This window comes from Pseudomonas sp. BN102 (genome assembly GCF_029871245.1).
GTDB lineage: Bacteria > Pseudomonadota > Gammaproteobacteria > Pseudomonadales > Pseudomonadaceae > Metapseudomonas.
This window is the reverse complement of record NZ_SSON01000041.1, coordinates 19883-33904: the sequence shown is the minus strand read 5'-3', so window position 1 is coordinate 33904 and position 14022 is coordinate 19883. Positions and strand designations below refer to the sequence as shown.

14 protein-coding genes and 1 pseudogene are annotated in these 14022 nt (G+C 65.0%); 10 read left to right on the top strand and 5 right to left on the bottom strand.

Annotated features, from left to right (window positions below):
* Nucleotides 1–2484 (top strand): bifunctional aconitate hydratase 2/2-methylisocitrate dehydratase (gene acnB, locus E8F12_RS08230; RefSeq protein WP_280324247.1); only part of this gene is annotated, 2484 nt, incomplete at its 5' end.
* Between the two features lie 619 nt (nucleotides 2485–3103).
* Nucleotides 3104–3501, top strand: a pseudogene (locus tag E8F12_RS08225) (VOC family protein).
* Between the two features lie 197 nt (nucleotides 3502–3698).
* Here E8F12_RS08225 and E8F12_RS08220 read toward each other — a convergent pair.
* Nucleotides 3699–4238, bottom strand: coding sequence for a cysteine hydrolase family protein (locus E8F12_RS08220; protein ID WP_280324760.1), 540 nt, complete (start codon nucleotides 4236–4238; stop codon nucleotides 3699–3701).
* A 180-nt stretch (nucleotides 4239–4418) separates the two neighbouring features.
* Here E8F12_RS08220 and E8F12_RS08215 point away from each other — a divergent pair, with 180 nt between their 5' ends.
* Nucleotides 4419–5213 carry an alpha/beta hydrolase gene (locus tag E8F12_RS08215; protein ID WP_280324759.1) on the top strand — a complete coding sequence of 265 codons (795 nt, stop codon included), beginning with the start codon at nucleotides 4419–4421 and terminating at the stop codon, nucleotides 5211–5213.
* Nucleotides 5214–5224: 11 nt separating this feature from the next.
* On the opposite strand, the gene E8F12_RS08210 is transcribed toward E8F12_RS08215, so the two are convergent.
* Nucleotides 5225–6328: a DUF2855 family protein gene (locus tag E8F12_RS08210; protein ID WP_280324758.1), complete on the bottom strand. Its 1104-nt coding sequence runs from the start codon at nucleotides 6326–6328 to the stop codon at nucleotides 5225–5227.
* A 191-nt stretch (nucleotides 6329–6519) separates the two neighbouring features.
* Between E8F12_RS08210 and E8F12_RS08205 the strand changes: the two genes are divergently transcribed.
* The 5 genes from E8F12_RS08205 to puuE all read left to right on the top strand — a co-directional run bounded on the left by E8F12_RS08205 (nucleotide 6520) and on the right by puuE (nucleotide 10128).
* Complete coding sequence (locus E8F12_RS08205; protein ID WP_280324757.1) at nucleotides 6520–6921, top strand: hypothetical protein; 402 nt, start codon at nucleotides 6520–6522, stop codon at nucleotides 6919–6921.
* Nucleotides 6922–7124: 203 nt separating this feature from the next.
* Nucleotides 7125–7538, top strand: coding sequence for a PaaI family thioesterase (locus tag E8F12_RS08200; protein WP_280324756.1), 414 nt, complete (start codon nucleotides 7125–7127; stop codon nucleotides 7536–7538).
* 48 nt (nucleotides 7539–7586) lie between these two features.
* Complete coding sequence (locus tag E8F12_RS08195) at nucleotides 7587–8261, top strand: nitroreductase (protein ID WP_280324755.1); 675 nt, start codon at nucleotides 7587–7589, stop codon at nucleotides 8259–8261.
* Between the two features lie 101 nt (nucleotides 8262–8362).
* Nucleotides 8363–9235, top strand: a complete 873-nt coding sequence (locus E8F12_RS08190) for a GNAT family N-acetyltransferase (protein WP_280324754.1) — start codon at nucleotides 8363–8365, stop codon at nucleotides 9233–9235.
* A complete protein-coding gene (gene puuE, locus E8F12_RS08185; RefSeq protein ID WP_280324753.1) occupies nucleotides 9235–10128 on the top strand; it encodes an allantoinase PuuE in 894 nt (297 codons plus the stop codon). Before E8F12_RS08190 ends, puuE begins: the two co-directional genes overlap by 1 nt.
* A 27-nt stretch (nucleotides 10129–10155) precedes the next feature.
* Here the strand turns inward: puuE and E8F12_RS08180 are convergent, their stop codons facing one another.
* Both E8F12_RS08180 and E8F12_RS08175 read right to left on the bottom strand, forming a co-directional pair.
* Nucleotides 10156–10782 (bottom strand): SAM-dependent methyltransferase, encoded by a 627-nt coding sequence (locus E8F12_RS08180; RefSeq protein ID WP_280324752.1) that lies wholly within the window; start codon nucleotides 10780–10782, stop codon nucleotides 10156–10158.
* Nucleotides 10783–11023: 241 nt separating this feature from the next.
* Nucleotides 11024–11233, bottom strand: coding sequence for a cold-shock protein (locus E8F12_RS08175; protein ID WP_280289674.1), 210 nt, complete (start codon nucleotides 11231–11233; stop codon nucleotides 11024–11026).
* A gap of 533 nt (nucleotides 11234–11766) precedes the next feature.
* Between E8F12_RS08175 and E8F12_RS08170 the strand changes: the two genes are divergently transcribed.
* Both E8F12_RS08170 and E8F12_RS08165 read left to right on the top strand, forming a co-directional pair.
* Nucleotides 11767–11976 carry a cold-shock protein gene (locus E8F12_RS08170; RefSeq protein ID WP_280289675.1) on the top strand — a complete coding sequence of 70 codons (210 nt, stop codon included), beginning with the start codon at nucleotides 11767–11769 and terminating at the stop codon, nucleotides 11974–11976.
* Nucleotides 11977–12105: 129 nt separating this feature from the next.
* Nucleotides 12106–12843 carry a serine protease gene (locus E8F12_RS08165; protein WP_280324751.1) on the top strand — a complete coding sequence of 246 codons (738 nt, stop codon included), beginning with the start codon at nucleotides 12106–12108 and terminating at the stop codon, nucleotides 12841–12843.
* An 18-nt stretch (nucleotides 12844–12861) separates the two neighbouring features.
* On the opposite strand, the gene E8F12_RS08160 is transcribed toward E8F12_RS08165, so the two are convergent.
* Nucleotides 12862–13881, bottom strand: coding sequence for a hypothetical protein (locus E8F12_RS08160; protein ID WP_280324750.1), 1020 nt, complete (start codon nucleotides 13879–13881; stop codon nucleotides 12862–12864).
* Nucleotides 13882–14022 lie beyond the last annotated feature (141 nt).

Below are 14022 nucleotides of genomic sequence, written 5' to 3'. Positions count from 1 at the left end.
GCCTTCCTCCTCGACCTGATCACCAACCGTGTTCCGCCGGGCGTCGACGAAGCCGCCTACGTCAAAGCCGGTTTGCTCTCCGCTATCGCCAAGGGCGAAGCCACCTCCCCGCTGATCTCCAAAGCGCGCGCCACCGAACTGCTGGGCACCATGCAGGGCGGCTACAACATCGCCACCCTGGTCGAGCTGCTGGACAGCGCCGAGCTGGCCACCGTCGCCGCCGAGCAGCTGAAGCACACCCTGCTGATGTTCGACGCCTTCCACGACGTCGCCGAGCGCGCCAAGCAAGGCAACGCCTCCGCGCAAGCCGTGCTCAAGTCCTGGGCCGACGGCGAGTGGTTCGTCAACAAGCCGGCCGTGCCGGAAAAAGTGACCCTGACCGTGTTCAAGGTCCCCGGCGAAACCAACACCGACGACCTGTCGCCGGCGCCGGACGCCTGGTCCCGCCCGGACATCCCGCTGCACGCCCTGGCCATGCTGAAAATGGCCCGCGACGGCATCGAGCCGATCCAGCCCGGCTCCGTCGGTCCGCTGCAGCAGATCGAAGCGGTCAAGGCCAAGGGCTTCCCGGTCGCCTACGTCGGTGACGTGGTCGGCACCGGCTCCTCGCGCAAGTCCGCCACCAACTCGGTGCTGTGGTTCTTCGGCGACGACATCCCCTTCGTGCCGAACAAGCGCGCCGGTGGCTTCTGCTTCGGCAACAAGATCGCCCCGATCTTCTACAACACCATGGAAGACGCCGGTGCCCTGCCGATCGAATTCGATGTCGCCAACCTGGCCATGGGCGACGTGATCGACGTCTATCCCTACGCCGGGAAAGTCTGCCGCCATGGCAGCGAGGAACTGCTGGCCAGCTTCGAGCTGAAGACCCCGGTGCTGCTGGACGAAGTCCGCGCCGGCGGCCGTATCCCGCTGATCATCGGCCGCGGCCTGACCGAGAAGGCCCGTGCCGAACTGGGCCTGGGCGCCTCCGACCTGTTCCAGAAGCCGGAAGCCCCGGTCGACAGCGGCAAGGGCTTCACCCTGGCACAGAAGATGGTCGGCCGCGCCTGCGGTCTCGCCGAAGGCCAGGGCGTGCGCCCGGGCACCTACTGCGAGCCGAAGATGACCACCGTCGGGTCCCAGGACACCACTGGCCCGATGACCCGCGACGAGCTGAAAGACCTCGCCTGCCTCGGCTTCTCCGCCGACCTGGTGATGCAGTCCTTCTGCCACACCGCCGCCTACCCCAAGCCGGTGGACGTGCGCACCCACCACAGCCTGCCGGACTTCATGCGCAATCGCGGTGGCGTCTCGTTGAAAGTGGGCGACGGCATCATCCACAGCTGGCTGAACCGCATGCTGCTGCCGGACACCGTCGGCACCGGTGGCGACTCGCACACCCGCTTCCCGATCGGCATCTCCTTCCCGGCCGGCTCCGGCCTGGTGGCCTTCGCCGCCGCCACCGGCGTGATGCCGCTGGACATGCCGGAATCGGTCCTGGTGCGCTTCAAGGGCAAGATGCAGCCCGGGATCACCCTGCGTGACCTGGTGCATGCCATCCCCTACTACGCCATCCAGGCCGGCCTGCTCACCGTCGAGAAGAAAGGCAAGAAGAACATCTTCTCCGGCCGCATCCTCGAGATCGAAGGCCTCAACGAGCTGACCGTCGAGCAGGCCTTCGAGCTGTCCGACGCCTCGGCCGAACGTTCCGCCGCCGGTTGCACCATCAAGCTGCCGGAAGCGGCCATCGCCGAGTACCTGCGCTCCAACATCACCCTGCTGCGCTGGATGATCGGCGAAGGCTACGGCGACGCCCGCACCCTGGAGCGCCGCGCCCAGGCGATGGAAGCCTGGCTGGCCCAGCCGAACCTGCTGGCCGCCGACGCCGACGCCGAATACGCCGCCGTCATCGAGATCGACCTGGCCGACGTCAAGGAGCCCGTGCTCTGCGCGCCGAACGACCCGGACGATGCCCGCCTGCTGTCCACCGTGGCCGGCGACAAGATCGACGAAGTGTTCATCGGTTCCTGCATGACCAACATTGGGCACTTCCGCGCCGCCGGCAAGCTGCTGGACAAGGTCAAGGGCGGCATCCCGACCCGTCTGTGGCTGGCGCCGCCGACCAAGATGGACCAGCACCAGCTGACCGAGGAAGGCTACTACGGCATCTACGGCAAGGCCGGCGCCCGCATGGAAATGCCGGGTTGCTCGCTGTGCATGGGCAACCAGGCGCGCGTGCAGACCGGGGCCACCGTGGTCTCCACCTCCACCCGTAACTTCCCCAACCGCCTGGGCGACGCCACCAACGTCTACCTGGCCTCCGCCGAACTGGCGGCCGTTGCCTCGATCCTGGGCAAACTGCCGACCGTCGAGGAGTACATGGGCTACGCGAAGAACATCGACAGCATGGCGGCCGATATCTACCGCTACCTGTCCTTCGACCAGATCGCCGAGTACAAGGACGCCGCGGCCAACGCCAAGATCCCGGTGGTCCAGGCCTAAGCCTCCATCGCGAACCTGGTAACGCAGAAGCCCCGCCTGGTGCGGGGCTTCTTGTTTGTGTAGGCGCGAAATCATTCGCGAAAGCAGAACCTCGCCCCCCTCCTCCAGCAACGCCTGGGCTTGCCCCACCCACTGAAAGGGGCGGCCCACCCGCGCAGCCGAGGTATGACTCCGGTGCTCGGCCCTTCGTAGGGTGCGCCATGTGTTCAGCCGGGATAGATGGGTAACACCTGTCGAGGGATATGGGCAACGGGTCGATACGGCGAGCCACCTCCGGCAATTGCTCCGGGAAGCTGCGTCTGCAGGGCTGGTAGCGCATGATGGGGGCGGCTGCGGGCTCCTGGCCCGCCACTGGCGGAGCGACATACCGAACGGTCAATTGGCTCGCTCCAGTGGCGCACCGCCAAATGCGAGAAGGATGCATTCTGAGAACGCTCATCGTTCATGGAGTTTGGCCGTTACGGAATGCAGTGCCGGAATGCGCCTTGGCTCCGTAACGGTCCTTTTTTGCCTTGCAACCTTGCCAGCCAACGGGCGGACCCGGTGGGCGGCCTTCTGCCGACTCTGCTAAAAATTCACCCCTGACAGTTTCGCGGCGCAATGCCTATCGAGGTGAGCAATGGCAGATTCGATCACTCCCTTCCTGATGTTCACGGGCCAGGCACAGGCGGCGATGGAGTTCTACGTTTCGCTTTTCCCGCACTCACGCATCATCCAGGCCAGCTACTACGCCGAGGGCGAGTCGGGGCCGGCCGGTACGGTGAAAGTCGCGGTCTTCGCCCTCGCAGGCCGCGAGTTCATGTGCTCGGACAGCCCGGTGCAGCACGCTTTTTCCTTTACCCCATCGAGTTCGATCTTCGTCGAGTGCGAATCCGCCGAGGAGCAGGAGCGGGTTTTCGGCGAGTGTCGCAGGGCGGCGAGGTGCTGATGCCCCTGGACAACTACGGCTTCAGCCAACGCTTCGGCTGGCTGAACGATAGTTTCGGCGTGTCCTGGCAGCTCAACCTGGCAGCCTGAACGCTGCTCGGCGTCGCCGGCGCGGAGCGAACCGGATTTCAGCGCGATTCGTGGCGACGGCACAGGGTCAAACCCAGGGCGAGCAGCGCCAGCATGCCGGCGCTGCTGCGGTTGATCCACTGCATCACCCGCGCGGAGAAGCGTCCATCAAGGACTTTCTCCGAGTATCCCGTGGGTTGAAGGGAGCTTGGGTGAAGTCAGGCCTCGATGCGTACCGCTTCGGCGGGAACCACCGCAGCGCGGACGCCGAAGCTGGTCATGTTGCCGAGGGTGACGTTGTGGTGGGCGATGATCTGCGCGGCCGAGAGCACCCCGTTGTCCAGAGTCGAATGGGCGTCCGCCACCAGGACCACCTCGTAGCCCAGCGCCAGAGCGCGTCGCACTGTGGTATCGACGCAGAAATCGCTCTGCGCGCCGCAAACGATCAATCGCTTGATCCCGCGCTCCTGGAGCGTCTGGTGCAGCGCGGTCTGGTGGAAGGAGTCCGGCGTGGTCTTGCGCACCCGGATATCGCCCGGCAATGCCGCAAGCGACTCGGCGAGCTGCCAGCCCTCGCTGCCGAAGCGGAAGGCCCCACTGGCCTCTTCGTGCTGGATCAGGAACACCGGAGCGCCAGCCTCCCTGGCCTGAGCGCTGATGGCGTTGATCCTGTCGATGACCCGGTCGATCTCGAAGGCGGCTTCGTCGCCGACACTGAGCGCGCGCTGGACGTCGATGATCAGGAGTGCGGTGGTCATGGAGGTCTTCCTTGGGGAGAAAGACGCAGCTTAAAGGGATGCGCCGGTGGAGTGCCAGGGGGGCGAGAGGATAGTCAGCACCACCGTTTTCTGGTTATTCGCGAAGTGCTTTTTTGCTACTGTCGCCCGCAACGATTGCCGGCGGCCCATGCAACCGCCCCTGAACCATCGAGGTAACCCGTGCCAACCCCCATCCACTCCCGGGACCTTTGCGTCGAAACCGGCCACGGCCGGCTCTTCGCCTGCATCTGGAGCGCCGACCGGCAGGGCCTGTCCGCTGAGGATGCGCCCATCGTCCTGTTCCATGACTCCCTCGGCTGCGTCGAGCTGTGGCGAGACTTCCCCGCCCAACTCGCCGCCGCCACGGGCAAGGCGGTCGTCGCCTACGATCGGCTCGGCTTCGGCAGGTCGGATGCCCATCCGGGCGAGTTGTCGGTCGGTTTTGTCGGCAACGAGGCGGAATACGCCTTCTCGGCGCTGAAGGAGCAACTGGGTATCCGCGACTTCATCGCCTTCGGCCATAGCGTCGGTGGCGGCATGGCGGTCCACTGCGCGGACCGCCACCGGACGCATTGTCAGGCGCTGGTCACCGAGTCGGCCCAGGCCTTCGTCGAGGACCGCACGCTGGCAGGCATCCGCGTGGCCAAGCAGGGGTTCCAGGCGGTAGGCCAGCTGGAGCGGCTGAGCCGATATCACGGCGAAAAGGCACGCTGGGTGCTGGATGCCTGGACCGAGACCTGGCTATCGCCCGAGTTCGCCGGCTGGAACCTGGAGGCCGAGGTGCAGCGGCTGGATTGCCCGGTCCTGGCGATCCACGGCGGGCAGGACGAATTCGGCTCGGCCGCCCACCCCCAGCGGATTGCGCAGCTGACCCGGAATCACTCCCAGGTCCTGCTGATCGATGACTGCGGCCATGTACCCCACCGGGAGAACGCCGGCCTGGTGCTCCAGGCCGTAGGGGACTTTCTCCGCTAGGTGGCCGGCCGCTACATCGACAGCAGGTGCCCCACCCGCGGGCCGACGCGGCCCATCAACACGTCCTGGTAGGCGGACATCACGGCGGCCGGGCCGTGGCCGTATTCCATGACCAACCATTGCTGGGTGTAGTCGGCGAACGCCTGCCAGCGCTCCATCAGGGCCTGCTGGAAGACCTGGCCGCCCACCTCCTGGATGAGGCGCTGGGCCTCCTGCGGGGCGAAGAACATCGTCGGCTTCGGCCCGGGCAACGCGGCGCCACGGCCCTGGCGTTGGTTCCAATGGGACGCGCCGACCATGCAGCTGTACTTCAGTGTCGGCGCCAGTTGGCCGTGCAGTAGGGTCAACAGCTGGCCGTTACCCGCGAAATCCACCAGCACCGAAGGCCGCTCGCCATTCAGCTGGCCCAGTTCGTCGTAGCTCAGCACCCGGTCATAGCAGCGCAGCATCTCGACGAAGGCCTTGTTGCCCGGCGAGGTCAGGCCGACCACCTGGTAGTCCTTGCCACGGGCCTTGCGGCTGCGCGTCAGCAGGTAGGCCATGCCGATGGCGGTCTTGCTCGATGCGCTGATCACCACCACGTCCTGAGCGCCGAAGAACTGCTGCGCGGCGAGGAAACCGTCGAGCAGGAAGGAGGTGGTGAAGAGCGGCCGCAGCAGCATCTGCAGCGCTTCGGTGTCGCCACGATAGAGCCCATCGCTGGCGCAGTTCAGATACTGGTTGTAGAGCGGCGGCAAGCCCTGGCGATGCGCCGCGGCGTCGACGAAGCCGCTGGGCTGCACCTTGTCCGGCGTCACCCGCAGGTGGCTGGCCATGGGGTAGAAGCCGAAGAAGCGCTCGCCAATTTCCAGCCCCGCGCAGTTCGACTTCACCACCTCGGCGAAGCCCCAGACCGGGATGATGCCCATCCCCTCCTCCCCGGCGGGAAAGAACTGCCAATAGCGCATCGTCTCGCCCAGGGCGGCATAGGTGACGTTGTTGGCGGTGAAGGCGAAGCGGTCGATACGCAGCAGCGCCTGTCCTTCGCCAAGATCCCCAGCCTGAAACTGGCCTTCCCGGACGCGGCATTCGGTGATCTGGTCGCGCTTGACCAGCAGTTCCAGGGTGTTCCCCATCAATGCTCTCCTTCAGCTGGCTGATCGTGGATGGCCCGGCGCACGAGCCGGGCAGCCGGCACATCGTCGAGATGACTGCGCAGCTCCGTGACAACCAGCATAGTCGCGCTCGGCCGGCATCGGTGCCGCTCGCCAGATCGTGAATGGCGCCTATGGGCAAGGGTGAATCCCCATGGCTATGATCGGTGTCCATGACGTCCTCACTTCCGATCCGCCAGCCCTGCCCACCCGGCGCCTGCAATTGCGGGCGCGAGCAATTGCAGGAAGCGCCCGGCGCCGACCTGCGCATCCTGCTCCTGACTCGCCAGGAGGAGCGGCGCCTGCTCGATCGGCTGGAAAACCTGCAGAGCCTGGACGACCTCGAACGCATGCAGCGGCGGTTGTACGAACAGCTGGGTATTCGCCTGGCGATCGCCCCGGGCTTCAACGAAGTGCGCAGCATGCGCGGCATCGACATCCGCATCGACGAACTGCCCGGCCTCTGCCGCAAGACCCGCCAGTCGATACCGGCGGCCATCCGTCGGGGACTGGAGAAGCACCCGGAAATCGCCTTCCGCCTGCTCGATGCCCACGACCTCCTGCGCGACGCCTGAAACGCCCATCCGGAACCCCACCCTGGCTCGCCCCGATTGCCTTGTCGCTTGGCGTTGTGGCAGCGTCATACCTTTCGTGCGCTCGATAGCCGCGTCGCGCAAGGCCCCTGCGCCCTTGCCGAAGGCTGTCTCGCGCTGATGGCGACGAGCCGGCGAAGCCTTGCTGGCCGTCCTGGCGTTCGTCAGCTAACAGGGAGTCCGGTGTGGCCGACAAAGAACAGATTGCTCGATTCATCAAGACAGAGTTCCCCCAGACCCGGGTGGTCGTAGAGGCGGTCGGCGACCGCTGCGCGACGGTATCCCAGGACGTGGGCGAGGCGGACCTGCGCCCTGGCGGCACGGTATCGGGGCCGACGCTGATGGCCATAGCCGACGTGGCGCTCTATGTCGCCTTGCTCGGCGAGATCGGTATCGTCCCCCTGGCCGTCACCACCAGTCTGACCATCAATTTCCTCAGGAAGCCCGAAGCCCGCCAGCGCATCAGGGGCGAATGCCGGCTGATGAAAGTCGGCAAGACCCTGGCGATCGGCGAGGTTTCGCTTTATTCGGAAGGCCTTGCCGAGCCGGTGGCCCATGTCGTGGGCACTTACTCCATTCCGCCAGCGCACCTGCGCTGACGGACTCCCCGGCGCCGTCGCGCGGCGCCCGCCATGAGGACCCCATCGATGTCCGTAGCCGAACTCCTGAGAAAACGCATGTCGATCCGCGCCTTCACCGACCAGCCCGTCGACCAGGCGACCGTGCATCGCCTGCTCGACAGTGCGCGCTGGTCGCCATCGGGCGGCAACCTGCAGCCCTGGAAGGTGATTGTGGTCAGCGGCGCCGAGAAGACGGCGCTGGAACGCCTCGCGGTGGAAACCCTGCTGAACGCGCCCAAGGGCGAGGCAGGTGAATTCCCCATCTATCCCGAGGGCCTCGAGGAGCCCTACCGCTCCCGGCGCTACAAGATCGGCGAAGACCTGTACGCGCTGCTGGGCATTCCCCGGGAAGACAAGCCCGCGCGCCTGCGCCAGGTGGCGCGCAACTATCAATTCTTCGGCGCGCCGGTCGGGATCTTCTTCGTCATAGATCGCTGCATGGGCCACGGGCAGTGGGCCCACCTCGGCATGTTCATGCAGTCGCTGGCCCTGGCCGCCGAGGAGCAGGGGCTGGCGACCTGCATGCAGGAGGCCTGGGGCATGGTACGCGAGAGCCTGCACCGGCATTTCGAGCTGCCCGAACGGGAGCTGGTCTATTGCGGCATGGCCCTCGGTCATCCCGAACCCGAGGCACCGGTCAATGGCCTTCGCTCCGAGCGGGCGCCCGTCGAAGCCTTCGCGGTCTTCAAGGGATTCGACTGACGCGCCCGCCACGGAAGCTGGAGCGCGCCGCGGGTTGACGCTATACCGAAAGCATTCGAACGCGGACCCGCGCTCGACTCGCCACCGGGGAGAGCTTCGCGATGCCGGACCAGCTGGTGATACGCAACATGACCCGTTCCGAGCTGGACGAGCTCGTCGCCTGGGCCGCGCGTGAAGGCTGGAATCCCGGCCTTCACGATGCAGGGCTGTTCTGGGGCACGGACCCCGCCGCCTTCATCGCGGCCCAGCTGGACGGCGAGCTGATCGGCGGCGGCGCCATCACCTCCTATGGCGGCGAGTTCGGGTTCATGGGATTTTTCATCGTCCGCCCGGAGTACCGCGGGCAGGGCCTCGGCAACACCCTCTGGCACGCCCGCCGCGAGCGGTTGATCGCCCGCCTGAAAACCGGAGCGAGCATCGGCATGGATGGTGTCTTCGCCATGCAGGACTACTACGCCAAGGGCGGTTTCGTGTTTTCCCATCGCAACCTGCGTTTTCGCGCGGAGATCCCCGGGCGCCCGGCCGTCCCACCGCCTGGCGACGAAGAACTGGTGCCGCTGGGCGCCCTTCCCTTCGAACAGGTGCTCGACTACGACCGCACCTGCTTCCCTGCCCCGCGCCCGACCTTCCTCAGCGGCTGGATAGCCCAGCCCGATGCGCTCGCCCTCGCCTGCCGGCGCGATGGCGAGCTGAGCGGCTATGGCGTGGTGCGGCGCTGCGCGGAGGGTTGCAAGATCGGCCCGTTGTTCGCCGACGACGCCCAGGCTGCCGAAGCGCTCTACGCGCACCTGGCCCTGTTCGCCGCAGGCGGCCCGCTGTTCCTCGACGCGCCGGAGAACAACCCGGCGGCAATGGCGCTCGTGCGGCGACACGGGATGACCGAAGTCTTCGGCTGCGCACGGATGTATCTCGGCCCCGCTCCCGTGCTCAGGCACGAGCGGGTCTTCGGCGTCACCACCTTCGAGCTGGGCTGATGGCCGAGCGCGACCTGATCGGTTACGGCGGCCACCCACCCCAGCCGCACTGGCCGGGGAATGCCCGCATCGCGCTGCAATTCGTACTGAATGTCGAGGAAGGCGCGGAGTCCTGCATCCTCAATGGCGATGCCCAGTCCGAAGCCTATCTCCACGAGCTTCCGGGCCGGCCGCCACGCCTGGGCGAGCGCGACCTGAGCGTCGAGGGCATGTACGAATACGGCTCTCGGGCCGGCGTGTGGCGCATCCTCGATCTGTTCAATGCGCGGAGCTTGCCGCTGACCGCCTTCGCCGTGGGCCGGGCCCTGGAGCTTGCCCCCGAGATTGGCCAGGCGCTCGGCGCTGCCGGCCACGAGGTCGCAGGACATGGCTACCGCTGGCTCGACTATCGCCGCATCCCGGAAGACGAAGAGCGCCGCCATATCCGCCTGACCCTCGAGGTTATCGAGCGCCTCTGCGGCAAGCGGCCGGTGGGCTGGTATACGGGGCGGGTCAGCCCGAACACCCGGCGCCTGCTGCGCGAGGAAGGTGGGTTGCTCTACAGTTCGGACGCCTACAACGATGACCTGCCCTACTGGCTCCCCGGCTCGCCGCCGCACCTGGTGATTCCCTACACCCTGGTCAACAACGATGCCCGCTATCTGTTGCCGAATGGCTTTGCCTCCGGGGAGGACTTCTTCCGCCTGCTCAAGGACGCCTTCGACCTGCTCTGGCAGGAGGGCGCGAAGCAGCCGAAGATGATGAGCGTCGGCCTCCACGGCCGCATCAGCGGCCATCCCGCCCGGGCGATGGCCCTGGCCCGCTTCCTCGATCATGTTCAAGGTCACGACGCGGTGTGGATCTGCCGGCGGGAGGAGATTGCCCGGCACTGGATGAACAATCATCCCGCTTGAGGCACGGCGCGAGCCGGGTCAGCCTGTTTACTGATTGAACCGGGCATCGTCGCGCTGGAAATGCAGCAGCGAGCCCTGGAAGGCCTCGCCATTGCCGAGGATGCAATCCGCCTGGCTGATGCTTCCCGCATATTCCAGCTCGGACATTTCCTCGCAGAGCGCGGACCTGTTGGGCCGGTTGGGGTCGACGATGAACACGTCCACCTTATCTGCCGAATGACGGTCGATGAAGTCGGCGAGCAGGGCTGGCTGGTCCCATTCGTAGATGAGGTCGCTGCCGATGATCAGGTCGAACATGCCCAGTTCTTCGTTGACCTTGGACCAATCCGCAGCCTGGTATTTGATCGGGGCGAGATTGTTCAGCCGCAGGTTTTCATCGAGGAATTCGGGAATCATCGGGTGATAGTCGCTGACTGTGATATCGCCCCCGCGTCGATGCACCACCAGGCTGGCCAGCGCGAGGCCGGCGCCCACTTCGAGGATGCGCTTTCCCGCAATGTCCATCGTCAGCATGGAGCGCGCGAGGACCTGGCCCGATGGCCAGACCTGGCCGAATAGGGGCCAGCTGTCGGGGCAGATGCCCAGGCGCTCCGCTTCGAGTTCGGGATCGTGATACTGCTGATGATCGAACAGCGAGCGGATATTGAACTCCATTCCGCCGATCGATATTTCCTGATATTTAACCTGATAACCAAGCATGTGGAACTCTTCAGGACGATGAACCATGCCGGCCAAAGCACAGGGATTGCTATCGCGATACAAATTGCCCGCGGATCCAGGAGCTTGCGAATAACAAAATGATCCACACCAGCGATCAGCCTGGTGGGTTATTTCAACTATCGGACATCGAAAATGAAAAAGCCCCGCAATGCGGGGCTTTCTTTGCCGGAAAGTCTCAGACTGCCTGGACTTTTTCCGCCTGCAGGCCTTTCGGGCCCTTGACCACTTCGAAGGTCACGGCCTGGCCTTCAGCGAGGCTCTTGAAGCCAGTGCTTTCGATGGCGCGGAAGTGTACGAATACATCCGGGCCTTCGGTCGGGGTGATGAAGCCGAAGCCTTTTTCATCGTTGAACCACTTGACGGTGCCAGATTGACGATTGGACATTTCATATCTCCAAGTTGATAACCAAATAATCCTGAATTCAAATTCAGGAAGTTACTGAGTTGCGAAGCCTGTAACGAATCAAGGAGATGTAAGAATATCAATCAGAGCATCAAGCCAAGTATCGCAGAGACGACTGCAGAACAGTGGCGCGACTATACCCGGTTGGGCGGCTTTGTACAGGTTTATTTTCCGGGCACCTGAACATCCCCGAACTGCGCAGGGAGGCCACTGGGTACGGCCATTTCCCGACCCTGTGCCTTCGTCTGCCAGGCCCCGGCAAATGCCTGCACAGCCCCTCACCCGCACGGTGTGGGCTTGGGAGCGGACTCACCGTTCGGCGGTTTCCCGGCAACTGGCCGGGCGGTCCATCACCAAGGTTGTATAGTCATTTGGCTGCTGTGCAGAGTGTCACTGCGACACTGATCTGATGACCCGCCGTTCTTCATCGCCTCGGTCTCTCTACTACTTTGCACTCAGCCCGGCAGGCTGCGCACGGTGGTTGCCGGTCGTCCAGAAAACCCGGGAGATGCGAAATGTCCAATCGTCAACGCGGCACCGTCAAATGGTTCAACGATGAAAAAGGCTTCGGTTTCATTACCCCCGAACAGGGCCCTGACGTGTTCGTACACTTCCGTGCGATCGAAGGCACCGGTTTCAAGAGCCTGAGCGAAGGCCAGGCCGTGACGTTCGTGGTTACCCAGGGTGCCAAGGGGCCGCAGGCCGAACAGGTGCAGCTCGCCTGACCGCAAACCAGGCCCCGTCGAGATGGGCTTGCCGCCCGTTTGGTGCCCATCCCCCTTTCGCCACCTGCAGGTCGTTGAGGGACGTACAGCTGAGTCGCAGCCAGGAGTGACAGGGTGGACGGTTACTGCTTGAAACCACCAATCGACCCGTTGCTGCTGAGCACAGTGCTCATCCGTACCTTCAACGGCGAAACAGGCCTGACCAACGCCACCGGCTTCCTCTTCGCGACGGGTGGCCGACTATTCCTGGTGACCAGCGGGCACGTCCTGTTCGATGAGCCGAGCGCTCATTTTCCCAGCCACCTGACCCTGGAACTGCACACCAACGCCGAGAACCTGGCGGAAGTGGCACAGGTGCGTCTCCCGCTCTATCGGAATGGCTTGAGCCTTTGGCGCCAGGTCACCGATGATGCCGGCCCGGTCGATGTCGCCAGCCTTGAACTGGACCGCGCCGTGCTTCCGCCAACGGCGCTGTACCGGCCCTTCAGCGAGCAGCAGTTGCTCAATCGCGGCGACACCGTCGAGGTGGGCAGCTCGCTGCTGGTGATCGGCTATCCACTCGGTTTTCACGATGCCCTGCACCGCACGCCGGTAGCACGCCACGGCATAGTCGCCTCGCCATTCGGCTTGCGCTTCCAGGGCAAAGGCTACTTCCTGGTGGATGCGCGGACCCATCGGGGCAGCAGCGGCGCTCCCGTGGTGATGCGCACGACGGGAGGCAATGAAGCGGACTTCCCGTGGATACTGCTCGGCGTGCACTCCTCGCGCCTGGATGACAGATCGCGCGATGCCGAGCTGGACGAGGCCCTGGGCCTGAACTGCGCGTGGTACGCCGATGTACTGCTATCACTGACGCGGCCGTCCTAGCCTTGCTGATTCGCCCCCTCACTCTCCAGGCAAGGGCACTACCCTGGGCACCGGCTCGAACTGGATGGGCAGGGTTTCCGTCCGGCTGAGGCTTCCCTCGATCTGCCCGGACAAGTGGTAGACCCCGGCCATTACGCCGGTGTCGGGATTGCGCATCAGCTCCAGCCATTCCTCGTCGAAAGCGGCGTTGAGGTTCGTGCGCAGCCTCTTCTCCATGGCCGGTCGTTCATTTTCCCGGGCCATGGCGGTGAATCCCGCTACGCCGATAGAGATCACGGTGCCGGCAACCCGCCCGGCGATAGTACCTATGACGCTGGCCACGCCACTGGTGGCCATCTCGGACTCCAGTTGCTCGCTGGTCCGCAGGGTTATCGATGACAATCCGGCGTCCGTCATCCAGGCACCCGCGCCACTCGGGGTGTTGCTGACGCGGTCGATCAGGGCGACGTAGGCCGGCAGCTCTTCGAGGGGATCGGCGTGGACGAGCTGGTAAAGCGAGGCGCTGTGCTCGGGGGGCGGAGCCAGCTCGATCGCCGGGATCTTCCGCAGGTGCTGGTCGAACTGGTCCATGGGCACGCCACGGCGTTGGGGGATCGCCTGCAGGCTTGCCTCAAGCTGGCGGACGTAGAGGCTGGTGGCCTGTGCCATGACCCCATCGGGATCGATTTCCCCGGCCACCGGGTCCAGTACGCGGTCGTTGTATTCCTCCTGCAGGTAGCCGGCAAGGCGGTTAACCGTGTGCTCCTTCTCGCCGTCGGAGCTCATTCGGTACCAGGCCACCTTCATGCTCAGCCATTGACGGGTCCAATAGCTGGAGAACCAGGGAATGAAGTCGGTGTCGGTGCGCTTGTAGACCAGATCCATCCAGCTTTCCATGGATTCCTGGGCGTAGCGCTTGGCCTGGCCTGTCGCAACTAGCGACGCGGCGGCGATGTCGCGGTCGACCTGCCGCCAGGTGCTTGCCGAAACCACTACTGGCGGTGGCTCAGGGGCCCGCGAGGCGCACCCCGCCAGCGCCACCAGCAAGATGACGAACAAGGCACTTGAAATCAGGCTGCTGGGCCGCAAAAGGCTTGCAGCCGATCCCGCGAAACCCTTTACAGCGCTCATGGGGTCTCACCTGCCGGCCTCTCGGCCAGCCATCATCCGGCACGCGGCAAACATCCCGCAGCCCTGCCG

Bases quoted from the DNA above. Each gene is read 5' to 3' on its own strand.
- E8F12_RS08220 (WP_280324760.1), bottom strand. From the start codon at position 4,238: ATGACCACCGCACTCCTGATCATCGACGTCCAGCGCGCGCTCAGTGTC.
- E8F12_RS08210 (WP_280324758.1), bottom strand. From the start codon at position 6,328: ATGGGGAACACCCTGGAACTGCTGGTCAAGCGCGACCAGATCACCGAA.
- E8F12_RS08205 (WP_280324757.1), top strand. From the start codon at position 6,520: ATGACGTCCTCACTTCCGATCCGCCAGCCCTGCCCACCCGGCGCCTGC.
- E8F12_RS08195 (WP_280324755.1), top strand. From the start codon at position 7,587: ATGTCCGTAGCCGAACTCCTGAGAAAACGCATGTCGATCCGCGCCTTC.
- E8F12_RS08190 (WP_280324754.1), top strand. From the start codon at position 8,363: ATGCCGGACCAGCTGGTGATACGCAACATGACCCGTTCCGAGCTGGAC.
- puuE (WP_280324753.1), top strand. From the start codon at position 9,235: ATGGCCGAGCGCGACCTGATCGGTTACGGCGGCCACCCACCCCAGCCG.
- E8F12_RS08180 (WP_280324752.1), bottom strand. From the start codon at position 10,782: ATGGAGTTCAATATCCGCTCGCTGTTCGATCATCAGCAGTATCACGAT.
- E8F12_RS08175 (WP_280289674.1), bottom strand. From the start codon at position 11,233: ATGTCCAATCGTCAATCTGGCACCGTCAAGTGGTTCAACGATGAAAAA.
- E8F12_RS08170 (WP_280289675.1), top strand. From the start codon at position 11,767: ATGTCCAATCGTCAACGCGGCACCGTCAAATGGTTCAACGATGAAAAA.